At 70.1% G+C, this 15,022-nt stretch carries 9 protein-coding genes (1 of these 9 running past the window's edge); all 9 read right to left on the reverse strand.

What is annotated here, in order from left to right; genetic code table 11:
* On the reverse strand, nucleotides 1-6,138 hold the 5' portion of the coding sequence (locus OH768_RS13735) for a hypothetical protein (protein ID WP_406453453.1). The gene continues 21,420 nt to the left of window position 1, outside the view; 6,138 of the gene's 27,558 nt are visible here — the first part of the coding sequence; the start codon lies at nucleotides 6,136-6,138; its stop codon lies off the left edge, out of view.
* Between the two features lie 18 nt (nucleotides 6,139-6,156).
* Nucleotides 6,157-6,522, reverse strand: coding sequence for a hypothetical protein (locus OH768_RS13740; RefSeq protein ID WP_406453455.1), 366 nt, complete (start codon nucleotides 6,520-6,522; stop codon nucleotides 6,157-6,159).
* A 7-nt stretch (nucleotides 6,523-6,529) separates the two neighbouring features.
* Entirely contained in the window at nucleotides 6,530-6,979 is a 450-nt protein-coding gene (locus OH768_RS13745; protein ID WP_362979489.1) for a YbaB/EbfC family nucleoid-associated protein, read from the reverse strand.
* Nucleotides 6,980-7,019: 40 nt separating this feature from the next.
* The gene (locus OH768_RS13750; RefSeq protein ID WP_406453457.1) at nucleotides 7,020-10,139 is read right to left on the reverse strand and encodes an AAWKG family protein; all 3,120 of its coding nucleotides are present in this window, start codon (nucleotides 10,137-10,139) and stop codon (nucleotides 7,020-7,022) included.
* 105 nt (nucleotides 10,140-10,244) lie between these two features.
* Nucleotides 10,245-10,694, reverse strand: a complete 450-nt coding sequence (locus tag OH768_RS13755; RefSeq protein ID WP_406453459.1) for a type VII secretion system-associated protein — start codon at nucleotides 10,692-10,694, stop codon at nucleotides 10,245-10,247.
* 117 nt (nucleotides 10,695-10,811) lie between these two features.
* Complete coding sequence (locus tag OH768_RS13760) at nucleotides 10,812-11,135, reverse strand: WXG100 family type VII secretion target (protein ID WP_043678268.1); 324 nt, start codon at nucleotides 11,133-11,135, stop codon at nucleotides 10,812-10,814.
* Between the two features lie 46 nt (nucleotides 11,136-11,181).
* Nucleotides 11,182-11,520: a hypothetical protein gene (locus OH768_RS13765; RefSeq protein ID WP_033285066.1), complete on the reverse strand. Its 339-nt coding sequence runs from the start codon at nucleotides 11,518-11,520 to the stop codon at nucleotides 11,182-11,184.
* 221 nt (nucleotides 11,521-11,741) lie between these two features.
* A complete protein-coding gene (eccB, locus tag OH768_RS13770; RefSeq protein WP_406453461.1) occupies nucleotides 11,742-13,322 on the reverse strand; it encodes a type VII secretion protein EccB in 1,581 nt (526 codons plus the stop codon).
* A gap of 54 nt (nucleotides 13,323-13,376) precedes the next feature.
* Nucleotides 13,377-14,777 (reverse strand): type VII secretion integral membrane protein EccD, encoded by a 1,401-nt coding sequence (gene eccD, locus OH768_RS13775; protein WP_406453463.1) that lies wholly within the window; start codon nucleotides 14,775-14,777, stop codon nucleotides 13,377-13,379.
* Between the last annotated feature and the right edge of the window lie 245 nt (nucleotides 14,778-15,022).

The raw sequence follows: 15,022 nt of genomic DNA on the forward strand, positions 1-15,022 counted from the left end.
GATCTCGATCGCGAGCTGGCCGTCGGCACCGAGCCCGGGCAGCGTCAGCCCCTCCACCACATAGGTGCCGCTGAAGATCTGGTGTCCCCGGCCGACCAGCGCGCCGGGCGAGAGCGCGGTGGTCCGGGACTCGGCGCTCACCGTGGTGGTGTCGGCGAACGGGCTGCCGACCAGCGAGCTGCTCAGGAACCCGGTGACCCCACCGACCAGCCGGGAGACCCGCCCGGGCGGACCGGCGGGCTCGGCGCCGTTGCCGTTGCCGTCACCCGCGTTGGCGCCGGTGACGATCCGGCGGAACGCGTCCTGCAGCGCCGCCGAACCGCGCACCACGTCGATCAGCGCGTCGTCCGGCACGCGCACCACGTCCGGGTGGGGATGCGGCTGCCCATCGTCGCCCGTGACCGTCATGGCCAGCCGCTGGGTGTCCTGCGCCCTGACGGTCCGTACGGTGTACGGCTCACCGGCCGGCGCGGGCTCCGCGGCGTCCACGGTCCGCGCGTGCGGTACGGCCAGCCGGACCGTACCCGCGACACCCGGCACGCCGCCGGCCTCCACATCGCCCGCGGGGCGTGGCCCGGGCATCGCCTCGCCGAACCGGGTCACCGGTTCCTGACCCGGGCCCTCGTACAGGTCGAGCGTGATGCGGGCCGGTATCGCGAACTCGTGGGAGTCCTGCCCGGTGGCGATGAAGAACTGGTCGTGGCCGAGCGTGGTTCCGGTGGTGTTGCCGAGCGAGGCCTGGCCGACGTACTGGTAGTCGCTCGTACCGCTCAGGGTCCATGTGCCCCCCTTCGGGGTGGGCCCGGTGATCCCGGCGCCGGCGCCGAGGCCCCCGCCGTAGGTGTTGCCGAGCCGTGCGGTGCCGCCGCCCCCGCCCTGGGCCAGGCCCATGACCTGGATGTCGGGCAGCACCGTGCGGTGCTGCGGGTCGCCGCCCGCGATGTGCCGCGCGCCCAGTTCCAGCCGTACGCGGCGGCGGCCCGTGATCGCGGGGATCTCCAGGAACAGCGAGTGGCCGCCGTCCACCATGGAGTCCGTCGCCGCGCGCAGCCCGAGCGGGGAACTCAGCTCGCGCAGCCGCCGCAGATTGTTCAACTGGGCCTGCACGAGCTTCTCGTCGGGCAGCCGGCTCCGCTGCGGTGCGGTCCCCGTCGGCGGTGGCGCCGGTGGCAGGAAGCCGTTGTCCCGCAGCCAGGTCTCCGCGTCCGCGAACAGCGTCTCCGTACCGTCCACGCCGAGCGGCGCGGTGGACTGCCCGATCGACTCCAGTGTCGCCAGCTCGTGCGGCAGCGCGCGGACCTCGTCCGCAGCCGGTGGGTGGCCGCCCGCGTCGTCGGCGCTGAGCACCCGCAGATCGAGCGCGTGGGTCCAACTCCCGGGCGTGTAGGCGGACATGGTGCCGTCGGGCCGGATCAGGGTGAGGGTGTACTCGACGTCCGCCTCGGTCAGCAGATGGCTGCGGTTGGTGCGCACCGCGTGCATGGTGCCCGCGAGGGAGCTGGTGCCGAACATGTTCTGCGCCGCGAGGGAGGCGGTGCCCTTGCCGTTGACGGTGCCGCCGATGCCGTGGGAGGCGTCCGGGTGCCCCGCGCGATGGTCGCTCGTGAAGGTCGGTCCGACACTGCCGCTGAGGGTCAACCCGCTGTTGAACGTCGTGTTCTGGTCGTTCTTGACCACGTTGACGACATGGCTCTCGAGGTTGATCTTCTTGTCGAGGCTCTTGGCCACCGGGGTGTTCCCGGTGACCCGTGCGTCCAGCCGCATGATGCCGACCGCACGCCCGTGCGCGTCGGTGAGCACCGGCGAGTACAGCCCGCCCTCGACCTGCATCGGCAGCGTGCCCCGCAGGATCGGTTCGCTCAGGAAATCCGCGAGTTGGGCCGACGACGACTCGTCCAGATCGTCCCGGAAGTTCGCCGCCGCACCCTCGTACAGCCGCCGCGGGTTCAGCACCGAGTCCACGCCGTAGACGGGCAGTCGCCCGAGCTCGGCGGGCGCGGGCAGCGCCTGGCCGTGATCCCGGTCGGCGTCCACGAGGTGCTGCGGGAACCAGACGGTCACCGCCCCGTGCTGCTCGGCCGGACTCCAGTCGTGCGCGGGATCGGGGTGCGCGACGACAACCGCCGTATGGGCTGGGGCTGTTGCGTCCGTGACCGGGGGCGGCGCGTCCACGCGCACCTGCCAGTTGTCGGTGAAGTCGTAGGCGCGCGAGGGCTCGTTGCTGCGCTGGGCGCTGGTGGTCTGCACGACCTGGGTGACGGTGGAGGAGCCGTCCGCCTGGTTGTGGGTGATGGTCGCGGCCAGCGCGATGTCCACCCCGCGGACCGGGCCCGCCGCCCCGACCGGTACCGACAGGGTCCACGGCACCGGAAGCGTCGAGAACGTGCCGGACGGCTGCGCGGAGACGATCTCCCGGGTGCCCTGCCCGCGCCGCTCCACGTGCTTGTCGGGATCGCTGGTGTCGAGCGTGCCCTGCCGTGCCGACGGCCGCCGGTCGCCGAGCGTCAGCCGTACGTCCACCTCCCGCTCGACGCCGTCCACGTCCAGGACGATCCGGTGACCGCCGAGACTGCGCAGATACGGCATGTTCTGCGTCAGCTGCTGCTCCGAGAGCACGTCCCGCAGCTGCGCGTGGACGGGGTCGTCCGGGCCCGGGGCCGGCCGGCCGAGCGCGGTGAGCACCTGGCGGTGCAGCCCGTCGACCAGGTCCGGCGAGAACGGCTCCATCATGACCAGACCCATCTGGCCGTCGTGCCGCTGCCCGTACCCACCGAGGTAGGAGGTACGGCGCCCACCGCCGGCCACCACCTCGGTCGGCGTGGTGGCGTCGCCCTCCGGGGTGGTCAGGGTGATCTCCGGGACCGGCGGGAGCACGGGAACGGTCTCGGTCTCGGTCTCCGTCGGATCCGTCCCCGTCGGATCGGTGTGCGTCGGGAGCGTGGACGTGGTGGACGTGGTGGCCACCGGAGTCGGTGCGGTGCCGGTGGTGTCGGTGGTGGGCTTGGCCGGGGCGGGCGGGTCCGCGCCCGGCTCGCCCTTGACCGGTCCCCGTCGGCCGGTGCCGCGGGGGTCGTCGGCGGGGTCGCCGACCAGGGTGCCGATCAGGGCGAGGTGACGGGGCCTCAGCCCACCCGATGTGTACGCCGGGTCCGACGCGGGCGTGAACAGCGTCGGGTCGCCCATGAGGCTGGCCGTACCGCCGCGGTGCGGGGCGGCCGAGTCGAAGCCGCTCTCGTCGCGCAGACCGAGCTGGTGCCCGACCTCGTGGGCCAGGTCGGAGTCGGAGATGTCGGCCGGCCAGGAGTGATGAGTGGCCGGGGTCCCGTCCGCCGGGTCGGTGAGCGTGACGTCGAGGTGCGCCGTCTCACCGGGAGCGGCCGGCACGACGGTGACGCGCAGCAGGCTCCCGTCCCCCAGCCGGTGGCCCGGGGTGTTGAACACCCGCTGCACACCGTCCGTCAGCCGCTGCTGGACACCGTCGACCTGTGGCCCCAGGCCCGGGTTGCCGGTGAGCCGGTAGCTGACGGTGAGATCGGTGACGGGCTCACCGCCGTGCTCGAAACGCCGTACGGCGAAACCCGCCCGCACGACGTACTGGGTCCGCGTACCGTCCGCCCCGACCGGCCGGGAGACCGGGTCGACCCAGGTGTGACTCCGCTCCGAGGGCGTCGCCCCGGCCCGCGCGTCCTCGTAACTGCCGGGTGCCGGGGTGGTGTTGGGCGCCACGGAGGGGGTGAGGACGACGGGTTCGGGTGTGGGGGTGGGGGTGGGCGTGTTGTCCGGCACCGGGTCGGACGAGACGTCCGAGGAGGTGTGCACGGGCGCCGGCGTACCGGACGGGACTGTCTCCGGCTCGGGATCACTGTCCGGTGCCGAACTGGTCGTGGGGGGCGCGCTGTTGCTGGTGGTGGTGACGGGCGTGGGGAGGTCGGTGCCGGTGTGGGTGTTGCCCGGGAGGGGGGCGGGGTCGGCGCTGGTGGTCGTGTCGGTGCCGGAGTTGGTGTGCGTGCCGGTGTTCGTCTCCGTGCCGGTGTTGCTGTCGACGCCGGAATCGGAGCTCGGGGAGGCGTCGGTGCCGTGCGTGGTGTCCGTGGTGACGGTGTTGTCGTCGGACGTCGTGTTCTCCGGGCGTCCCGTTGTCGTCGTACGAGGACTGCCACCGGAGTTCGAGGACGTACCGGAACCGGCCGCCGGGCTACCGGAGTTCGTACCGCTCTGAGTGGGGACACCGGACCCGGTCGTGTTCGTACTGGTGCCGGCGCTCGACGGCACGACACTCGTGCTGGGCCCACTCGCAACCGGAACGTCCGTCGAAGACACCGGAGTTGAGGTGTCCGAGGTGTCGCCCTGCTGACCGCTCCCCTGCGCGGGATCCTCCGTGTCCTGACCCGACGGCGTGTTCTGCGGATCACCGGTGCTGTGCGGCTGCTGAACTGTCTGTACGGGAGCGGGAGTTCCCGTGTTTGTGGTGTGCGGGCTGCCGCTGGAGCTCGAGGGTGAGCCGGATCCGGTAGTGCTCGTGCTCGGCGCCACGACGCCGGTGCCGGGCCCACTCGCGACCGGAACGTCCGACGAAGGCTCCGGAGTCGCTGTATCCGAGGTGGCGCCCTGCTCAACTGTCCGTACGGGCGTCGGAGTTCCCGAGTCGGTGGTGTGCGGGGTACCGCCTCCACCGGACGTACTCGTAGTCCCGTGCGGGATGTTGCTCTGCAGGTCTCCCCCGTCGACCTTCACCTCATCGAAGTGGGTGTCGAGGGCGGGGAGATCCGTGTCGAGGTCGGTGGACCGGGGCGGCGGGGTGCTCGTGGAGGTGCGTTGCGGGGTGTTGACCGTCGACGAACTGCCGTTGTTCGAGGTCGTGTTGATGGGGCCGGGACCCGATGTCGTCGTCGAGTTGTCGTCGGTGGTGGACGAGTTCGACGACGAGTTGTTCTTCGAGGGGCCGGCGTCCGTGTGGGAGTCGGTGGTGGACTCGTTCGGGATGTTCGCCGTGCCCAGGGTGTTCACCGGCATGGGGGTGTTGAAGTTGAACTTGTTGCCCAACGCGCCCGCGCCCTGGCCGAGATGGCGTTCGCTCATCGAGCTGAGGCCGCTGCCCAGGAAGGTGTCCAGGGAGTCGACGGGGAAGCCGAAGATGGACGCCATGGCGAGTTCGGCGAGGGTCTCCGCGCCGCCCTCGGTGAGGAAGTGCTCGGCGTCCTCGCCGAGTTCGTGCTTCAGCTTGTCGCCGAAGGTCTTCGGCTTCGGTGTGGGCGTCGGAGTCGGCGTGGGCGTGAGGTGCGGGTTAGGCGTCGGGGTGGGCGTGGTCTTCGGGTTCGGCGTGGGGGTCGGCTTCGGGTTCGGCTTGGTGTTGACGTCGGGGTTGTCGAACTTCTGGTTGAACTTCTTCCCGTTGCCGGTGACGTCCTTGAACGGGTTGTGGCTGCCGAAGATGTTCTTGAGGTTGTTCTTCAGCCCCTTGCCGAGGTCGGTGAGAAGGCCGTGGAACAGGCCGGCGAAGGCGCCGAACGCACCGTCCTGGAGGATCTGCGTCCAGTCGAAGCCGTTGGGGCGGCGGCCCTTGGGCGCGCCGAGCATCATGGCCAGCCGTACCGCGAAGGTGGTGAACGCCTCCTCGATCGCCTCGGTGATGCTGGGCATCAGATGCGTCTTCTTCATCAGCCATTCGAGCAGCGTGAGAATGGCGACCCGGCTGCGGGCCTTCGCCACCGCGGCCTGGCTGGAGGCGGAACCGCCGGTGAAGGCGGACAGCACCGCGATGACCATCAACTCGATGAGCAGCCGCACTAGTTCGGCGATGATCTGCCACTTCGACTCCATGATGTCCATGGAGGACTTGGTGCGGGACTGCCCGATGCCGTCGAGCTGGTCGGCGAAGTCCCTGAGGTAGTTGACACCGCCGCTGTCGAGGAACATGTGCATCGCCCGCACATAGTTGTTCCCGACCTGCGGCGGCAGCGCGCGCCCGACCCCACCGGCGGTCTGCTCGATCAGGTCCGAGAGGTCACGCATACGCCGGCCCAGCCGCTCGTACGGCTTGCCGTTGGCGTAGGCCATGTCCTCGTCGGCCTGGAGCATTTTCTCGCCGATGAGCACGAACAACAGGTTGTTCAGCTGGGGCGACGCGTGGATGGTCATCAGGGGCGGTCCGCCGCGTCAGTGCTTTCCGTTGTGCGAACCACTGTTGGTGTCGCCCGTGTTGATGCTGGAGTCGTGGATGGCGTCCAGGACGCCGTTCTGGGTGCCGAGCACGCTCTTGAGGTTGGTGAGGGTGCCGTCGCCGATGCTGACGATCGCCTCGGAGAGGGACGAGCCGGTCTTGACGGAGCCCTCCCGCTGTTCCTTCTCCTGCGGCAGCATCTGCTTCGCGTAGCTGTCGTCGTGTCCGGGCCAGCCGGAGGTGGACGACACATCGGTGATGAACTCGCTGATCATCTCGTTGGCCAGTCGGCTGATCTGCTCGATCTGCCGGGTGCCGGCGATGAGCGCCGGCGGGCTGGCGGAGTAGGCGTTCTCCGACATCGTCTTCTCAGTCCTCCGGGTCTTCGCTGATCTCGTCGCGGAGCCGGCCGGCTCCGCGCCGTCGGCCGCCCTTGGGGCCCTCCAGCACTCCGGGCCCGAAGATCTTGTTCCAGTCCACGTCGAAGCCGGTGATCTCGGGTGCCTCGGGGCTGGCCTTGGTGAAGGGTTCGAAGGTGGCCATGACGTGCCGGGCCATCCGGGCCCGGGCCTCCTGCACCGCCTCCAGCACGCTCGCGGCGAGCTGACCGGCGGGCATCGTGCGGTACTTGTCGTCCAGGAAGGTCAGCGCGCGCAGGTCGCCCTGTGCGCCGACGGTCACCTCGACGGCGCGGTCCGCGGAACGCACCGTGCTCTCGGCGTGGGCGAGTTCGCCCTCGGCGCGGGCCACCGCAGCCTCGGTGGCCTCCAGTTCGGCCATCGCCTTGGCCAGCCGCTGCTCGATCGACTCACTGCTCATCGCGCACCTCGCACGCGGTCCCGAACAGAACGTCCCGTGTTCATCGTCCGATCACCGCCGGTGAACCGCCCTCGTCGGTGCCCCAGACGTCCTCGTCCTCGGTGAGCCAGGCATCCCGGGCCCGGTCGCCGCTCTCCGTGGAACGGCCGTTCTGGCCCGCGCCGTTGCTGCCGGGTCCGCCCACCGGGTAGGGGGCGCTGGACGTGGTGGGCCGGGTGAACACGACGTCCTCGTCCTCGTCCACGGAGGTCGCCCGGTTGGCCCGACCGCGCCTGGTGGCACCGTTGGACGGGTCGGTGAGGACGGCCCGGGTGCGCTCGGTGTTGCCGCCCTGTCCGCCGCCTCCGCCTCCGCCTCCCATGCCGCCGCCCATGCCTCCCATGCCGCCCATCCCCATCGGGTTGAGCGGGGTGCCGCCCGACGCGCTCTGCTCACCGGTGGAGGCGGCGGCGAGGGTGCTGGTGTCGAGGGCGTCGGAGCGCAGCGCGCCGCCGGTGTAGGGGGTGCTGTCGTAGTCGTCGTAGCCGCTGTCGAGGCCCGAATCCACGCCGCCGGACGTGTTGAGGCTGCCGCCGCTGAGTCCGCCGCTGTTGAGCCCGGTCGTGTTCAGGCCGCTGGTGTCGAGGCCGCTGCCGTTGTTCAGCCCGCTCGTGTCGATGCCGCTCGTGTCGATGCCGTTGCCGTTGAGGCCGCTGGTGTCGATCGAGGACGAGGGGAGGCCGCTGCCGTCGATGTCGGTGGTGGTCGTGTGGCCCGACGGGTCGGTGGTGGTGAGCCGGCCGGTGTCCGGGTTGAGGGTCTGGACGGAGCCGTCCGGGAACTTGGTGGTGAGCGTGCCGTCGTTGTTGAGCGTGGTGGTGGAGCCGTCCGGGTTGGCGAAGGAGTCGCCCGGGTTGAGGTGCGTGGTGGTGACGTTGCCGGAGGGGTCGGTGACGGAGATCTGCCCGGTGTCCGGGTTGAGGGTCTCGGTGGAGCCGTCCGGGAAGTGGGTGGTCACCGAGCCGTCGGCGTTGAGCTGGGCCGTCGAGCCGTCCGGGGTCGTGAAGGAGCCCTCGGTCGGGCTGAGCTGCGACAGCGAGGTGGTGCCGTCCGGGTTGAGGGTGCTGACCTGGCCGGTGGTCGGGTCGAGGGTCTGGCTCGTGCCGTCCGGGAACTTGGTGGTGAGGGTGCCGTCGTCGTTCAGGGTGGTGGTCGAGCCGTCCGGGTTGGTGATGGTGCTGCCCGGGTTGAGCTGGGAGACCGAGGTCGTGCCGTCCGGGTTGGTGGTGGTGACCAGGCCGGTCGACGGGTCGATGGTCTGGGTGGAACCGTCCGGGAACGTGGTGGTGAGGCTGCCGTCGCCGTTGAGCTGGGTGGTGCCCCCGGTCGGGGAGTTGAGCGTGGTCGAGCCGTCCTTGGTGGTGTCGCTGCCGTTGTTCAGGAGCGAGGGACCGAGGGTGTTCAGCGCTGCGTTGGCGAGGTCGGTCGGGTTGTTGCCGTTCGAGCCGTCGTTGTTCAACAGGCTGTCGGTGTTGAGGTTATTGAGGTCGTCGAGCCCGCTGCCGACGTTGTTCAGGCTGTTGCCGAGATCGTCGTTCAGGTTGTTGAGGCTCGAATTCAGGCCGTCGCCGATGTTGTTGAGGCTGTCGTTCAGGTTGGTGTTGAGGTTCGTGCCGAGGTTGTTGAGGCCGTCGCCGAGATTGTTGAGGTTGTCGTTCAGGCCGTCGTTGAGGTTGTTGAGGTTGTCCCCCAGGTTGTTGAGGTTGTCGTTCACGTTGTCGTTGAGGTTGTTCAGGTTGTCGCCGAGGTTGTTGAGGTTGTCCCCGAGGTTGTTCAGGTTGTCGTTGAGCTTGTCGTTGTTCTCCTTCGCCTCCTTCTCGGCGATCTCGTTCTCCTCCTTCTGGAGGACCTCGGAGAGCGTCTCGGAGTTCTTGTTCTTGACCTCTTGGGCGAAGGCGTCCTGCACATCGGCCCAGGCGTTCTTCACGGCGCTCAGCGCGTCGATGGACGGCTGCTTGAGCTTCGCGTCCGCGTGGTCCGACCAGCTCTTGACGGCGGCGTCGGCGACCTTCTGCCAGGTGGTGTGCTGGGTGAGGTCGCCGTACTCGGGGACGGACTGCTTGAACCCGGCGTCGGTGGAGTAGGTGGTGGAGGTGGAGGTTCCGTACTGGCTGCTGGTGGTGGTCGACTTCTTCTGCACGTGGTTGATGTTGTTGTTGATGACCCACTGACTGATCTCGTCGAGGATCTTCTTCACGTGGTAGTGCGGGTCGTGCTGGCCGTCCGAGGCCCAGTCGGTCCACGCGGTCTGGATGGCGGTGACCGCGTCCTTCAGCGCCTTCTGCGCGGCCGCGAGCGCGTCGCTCAGCTTCGACTGCGGGACGGTGCCGCCGAGGGTGGTGTTGGTCGGTGTGAAGTCCCGGCCGCCCAACTGCGAGACGTAGCCGTCGTAGTTGGTCTTCAGCTCGTTCAGCAGATGCCAGAAGAGGCTGGCCGCCTTGCCCTTCCAGGCCGCCTGGTCCTCGCCGAGCGAGGTCATCCACTGGTTGACGATGTCGGAGTGGTCCTTGAAGAACTGCACCACGCGGTCGAAGGACTGTCCGGTGCGCTCGAAGGAGAGCATGTCGACGGCGTTGTCGTCGGTGACCGACAGTCCGCTGTAGGAGAAGCCCTGCGTCGAGTACGGCGACGACAGCAGATGGTCGAGGACCAGCTTGCTGCCCGAGATGTACTGCGCCATCGGCCCCGAGTCCCACTGGACGTGCGAGTACGAGCCCTCGAACGCGCCGCCGCCGGTGACCTCGCCGCCGCTCCAGAGCGTGGCGCGGCCGTTCCCGTCGACGGTGACGCCGATCATCACGATCCGGGCCTTCTTCATGCTCACGCTGTTGTGCGCGCCGTCGCCGCCGGCGTCGTAGAACGCCAGGTCGTAGTCCTCGCCCTTGTTGACCTGCCAGCCGCCGATCGCCGAGTAGTCGGCCGCGGTCACCGACCTCATACTGATGCCCTGGATGTCCATCCGGAACAGCTTGAGGTCGCCGAAGTCGTCGTTTGCCGAGCTGCTCAGCTTGTTGAACAGCGTGGACCGGGGCGGGATCGTGTAACCGGTGAAGTCGGTGACGGCCTGGGCGAAGTAGTCGTCCGGGTCGTAGCCGGCGGTCCCGGTGGTGCTGTCGGCCATGGGGCGGAACTCCGCTGCGGAGGAGGGGTGGGGACAGGGACGGGGTGGGGGGTCCGAGGTGCGGGGCCCGGGCTCGGCAGGAGCCGGTGGGCCGCTCGACCGGCCTCAGCTCTTGGAGCCGGAGCCGCCCATGTCGCCGTCGACGGTGTCGAAGATGTCCAGCAGCTTCTCGCCGTCGATCGCGTCGAGGCTGTCGCCCTGGTTCTTCAGCAGGGTGGTGATCGTCTCGTCCAGCGCGTCGTCGATGTCGTCGAAGAGCGTCTTGTGATCGGTGAGGATCTTGTCGAGCGCGGTCGCCTGTGTCTTGAGCGCCTCCACCAGCGTGGAGCCGCCGACCGGGTCCTTGCTGTCGCCGCCGTTCATCAGGCCGATGCGCAGGATCTTGGCGAGGCCCGCGGCGGAGCCGGCACCGGTCTCGGCGAGCAGGTTCTTCAGGGACCGGACGCCTGCCGGGTTGTCCTTGCGGATGTCCAGCAGATCGCTGATGAAGTCGGCGACGTCGGTGTTCTTGAAGTTCTTCAGCGCGGTCGAGTCGAGGTGGGTCAGATCAGCCATGGGTGCCTCCGCGGGCGGAACGCGCCGACCCTGGCGTACGGCGCGGCGACGGAACGGGAAGGAGCCTGGACCGCACCGACCGCGAGGAGACCGGCCGGTGCGGTGGAGCCGAGCGGCTCAGCGGCCGATGGTGACCTCGGACCACATCTGACTGAGGGAGTTCTCGCTGTACTTGTAGCTGTTGGAGATCTCGTTGAGGAGCTGCGAGTGCGAGGTGAGCAGCGTCTCCATGTTCTGTACCGCGCCGTCCCAGGCCGCCTGCTTCTGGCGGTAGGTGTCGGCGTCGTTGCCGTACCAGGTCTTGGACAGCTCGCCGAGTTCCTGCTCAAGGCTGGAGAGCGTCTGCGCGATCGCCTTGGTCTGCGCCACCATGTCGTCCGCGGCGTTCGACATGTGGTTGTAGCTGACGTAGATGACACCGTCGGACAGGTTGTCTGCCACAGCTTGCCTCTCTTACGCGATGGGGGGATCGGACGTCGACGCGAGGTCAGCCGGCGAGCTGGTCGAAGGCCGACTGGGCCGCGTTGTACGCCTGGTTGATGGAGTCGTTCGAGGAACCCTGGGTCTTGTTGTGTTCCACGAGGCTCTGGTTCAGCCGGTCGATGACGTCCTCGAGGTTCTTGAGGATGACGTTGCACTGGCCGTCCCACTGCGCGAGGAGCTGGCCGTACTGGCCGCCGTCGCTGCCCTGGTAGCCGCTGCCCAGGGTGGAACGGGTGCTGTCGACGTCCTGACGGATCTTCACGATGCCGCTGAAGGCGCTCTCCAGGGCCTGGATTCCGTTCCGGGTCGAGCCTTCGCTTGACTGCTGGCCATCTCCAGCCATCGTCCCACCTTTCATCAGTCGATCTACAGTACGAGTGCAACTGAGCCTAGATTGACGGAAGTTGCGGCGGCAACGAACTGAGGAAGATCTGAGGTTGCATCCGGCTTCCCGTCAAATACTTTTACTGCTAGGCAACTTGACCGGAACACGTGACTCCGCGGATTCCGGTTCTGGATCTGTTCCGGTTTGGCGTGAACACGATCTCGATCGGCGAGAATTCGTCAGTTCGCCGCCGCGGAGAGTGAGTTGGAGCTCACACCCGACTGCGGCGCCCCGGCCCCACCGCTCACCGGGGCTCGTCCGGCGATCGCGGCCGGACCCGAACCGGTCCCGCCGAGGCCGGATCCGCCGGTCCCGCACTGCGCCGACCCGCCCGGTGCCTGTGCCGCTCCGCCCGAGTCCGACGCGGCGGCCCGGGCGCTCAGCTCCGGCCCGGTCGGCAGCATCGACAGCAGCGTGGACGGCACCCGTACCGGGGTCGCGCCGTCGTAACCGAGCGCGGCGAGCGCGTTGGCGTCCGGGATGCGGTACTTCGCTCCGTCGTCGCCGACCAGGAAGGTGGTGTCGCCGACCGTCTCACCGGCCGCGCCCAACGCCCTTGCCAGCGTGCCGTGTCCGGGCCTGGCCACCACCCGGTCCACCGGCACGCAGGCCGCGGTCAGCGCCGTCGGGTCGGCCTGGGCCGCCGGGGACAGCGCGGTCTCGGCGACCCGTACCGAGGTCACCCGCACCTGCCCGCCGGCCGGGTCGACCTGGGCGCACACCGACTCCCCCGCCGCCAGCGCCAGCGCGCTGGGCGGACTGTCCGGCAGCCCGGCGACCGAGGGGTCCGTCCCCGCCGTTCCCGGTGCCTGATGGGCCCGCAGGTCGGAGACGTCGATCGTGACGACGTTCGGCGCCCCGCCGTCGTAGGCCTCCTTGCGGGTGTCCGGATCGCCGAGGAGCAGCGCCGACTGGGTGTCGGTCACCGGGTGCAGGCCGTCCTTCTGCAGGAGGTACTCCTGGTTCCCGGAGCCCGCCACCACGCGGAAGACCTGGCCGATCCGGGTGGCCCGGCCGCCGAGTTCGGGTCCTGCCGTGCCGCGGCCGTCGACCTTCGGGGTGGCCAGGTCCGGGCCGGTCACCAGGGCGTCCAGGAAGGCCGCCGACACCGGGCGGGGGGTCACGGGCGCGTAGCCGAGGGACTCCGCCGCGCCCGAGTCCTCGTCCAGCTCCAGCCGGCTGCCCTGCCACACCAGGTACATGTGCTTGTCCGGGCCCTTCACCACCAGCGCCGACTTCACGCCGACCGGGTCCGTCTCCACCGGGGCGCCCGGCACGAGGGTCGTCCGCAGGCCGGAGCCCGTCGAGCAGACCTCCCACGGCGAGGACTCCAACTCGCCTGACGACGGTACGGAGTCGGGGGCGCCGGTGATGCCGACCGGCCTGCCGACCGGGGTGCCCGCCAGTGAGGCCGAGCCGACCGAGGTGGTCTTCAGGTCGGAGCCGCCGATCAGCACGGCCGAGGCGTAGTTGCGCACCGGGCGCAGCCTGCCGTCGGCGTACAGGTAGCGGGCGCCGGTGTCCTTGTTGACGATCAGGGTGTCACCGCTGCGCCAGGCGTCGTTGCCGCCCGGCTTGAGCAGCCCGAACACCAGCGCCCCGCCGCAGAACAGCACACCGACGATCACCCCCACCAGGGCGCCCCGGCTGGTACGGCCCAGCGGGCTCTCCGGTGCGTCCGGGTCGGCCAGCAGCATGCCCGAGGTCAGGCGGCCCATCATGAACGTGTGCGCTTGCACCTGGTCGCGCTTCGACCGCACGCTTTCCTCCTGCTCGGTCGTTCAGGTTCTGGTCGGGTCGGCCCTCGCGGGCGGTCAGCCGAAAATGCCGCGAAGGGTACCGAAGACACCCAGCAGCCACAGGGTCAGCGGCAGCAGGGCGATCGCCAGCAGGGAGTGCAGGATCTCCGCCGCGCGCCCCCAGTACGGGACCATGCGCCGTCCCGGTACGGTCCACACCGCGACCGTGAGCGCCGCCGCCACCGCGAGCAGCCCGGCGACCAGCAGGGTCCGCTCGGTGCCGGACAGGCGCAGGCCCCAGCCGAACGCGAGGAGCAGCAGCCCCCACGCGCCCGGCAGTACGAGCACCAGCCGCTGGGCCGTGTTGACCAGGCCCCGGCCGTGCAGGAGCAGCAGCAGCGACAGGACCAGCGCGACCAGCAGCGCCGGGAGGCTCGGGCGGCGGGCCAGGGCGACCAGGCAGGCCGAGGAGAGCACGCCCGTCGCGCCGTACAGCGCGGTCATCCACTCGCCGGCCAGCTCGGTGCGCACCGTCACGTCGGTGCCCCGGTAGGGCTCGATGCCCTCCTGCAGCTGTTCCGGGTTGGTCGGCAGCGGCGGCATCCGCATCCCGGCGAACTTGAACGACAGCGAGGGCACCAGGCCCCCGAGCAGCACCGTCAGCGCCGCGATCACCCCGGCCGCCGCCGCCACGCGCACGTCGAACACGGTCATCAGAACGCCGCCCACCGCCGTCGCGAACGCCACCAGCGCCGATGCCAGGAACAGGGGCGTACGCGCCGCGGAGGCCGCGAGGGCCAGCACCGCGCCGCCCGCCCAGGCCGCCGCCGCCCCCAACAGCCGTGCCCCCAGCACCTGGTGGGCCTGCGGACCGCTCAGCTCACCGCCCGGCACCAGCCAGCCCGCGAGCGCCAGCGCCGGTGACGCCAGCAGGCCCAGGACCACACCGGTCGCCGGATCGTCCACGGCCCGGCTCGCGGACGCGGCCCCGGCCAGGAGCAGCAGGCCCGCGCCCACGGCGGTGGCCGCGCGCAGCGACGCCGGGGTGCCCGGCAGGGCCAGCAGGACCAGTCCGGCCAGTACCGCCACCGCGACCAGGCCGCGCAGCAGCCGCCGCGCCGCCTCCGGGCTCCAGCCGTGCAGCCGGTCCCGGGTGACCGCGGCGATGCCGTCGACCAGGTCGTCGAGGCGTACCTCGGGCAACGCCTCGGTGCGCGGCCGGAGATGGAGCGCCTCGCCGTCGGTCAGTTCGAGCGAGGCGAGGGTCGCCTCCTCGTCGAGCGGCCGGCCGCCGAGGCGCTGGAGTATCCAGCCGTCGTGTTCGAGACCGGTCTCCTCGGCCTCCTCCCCCGCGTACCGCAGCACCGTGGGCAGCAGATCGGCGACCGGCACGTCGGACGGCACGGCGAGGTCGATGGTGCGGGCCGGGGCACGCACGGTCAGATGGCACAGTCCGGTCACGGAAGTGTCGGTCATACCGGGGCTCACGTCTCCTGGACATCGAAACGGGGGCACGCGGCGCGGCGTGCGAGGTGGGGGGAACAGGGTGCTGGTGATGCGGGGGGTGACATGGACGTACAGAGTTGACGGGGTGCACACTACTGACACTCCCTACGACGCGTGTCAACGGGAGCCCCCACGAACGGTGTTGACAGATTCCTCCACCGTGCAAGTACCGAGGCCTGATCCGGTGCACGCCCCCCCACGTACCGCCGCGGTGC

The organism is Streptomyces sp. NBC_01622 (assembly GCF_045209635.1).
Classification (GTDB): Bacteria; Actinomycetota; Actinomycetes; order Streptomycetales; family Streptomycetaceae; genus Streptomyces.

Excerpts from the sequence above, each read along its gene's own strand:
- OH768_RS13745 (WP_362979489.1), bottom strand. The coding sequence starts at position 6,979 with ATGAGCAGTGAGTCGATCGAGCAGCGGCTGGCCAAGGCGATGGCCGAA.
- eccD (WP_406453463.1), bottom strand. The coding sequence starts at position 14,777 with ATGACCGACACTTCCGTGACCGGACTGTGCCATCTGACCGTGCGTGCC.
- OH768_RS13755 (WP_406453459.1), bottom strand. The coding sequence starts at position 10,694 with ATGGCTGATCTGACCCACCTCGACTCGACCGCGCTGAAGAACTTCAAG.
- OH768_RS13765 (WP_033285066.1), bottom strand. The coding sequence starts at position 11,520 with ATGGCTGGAGATGGCCAGCAGTCAAGCGAAGGCTCGACCCGGAACGGA.
- OH768_RS13740 (WP_406453455.1), bottom strand. The coding sequence starts at position 6,522 with ATGTCGGAGAACGCCTACTCCGCCAGCCCGCCGGCGCTCATCGCCGGC.
- OH768_RS13750 (WP_406453457.1), bottom strand. The coding sequence starts at position 10,139 with ATGGCCGACAGCACCACCGGGACCGCCGGCTACGACCCGGACGACTAC.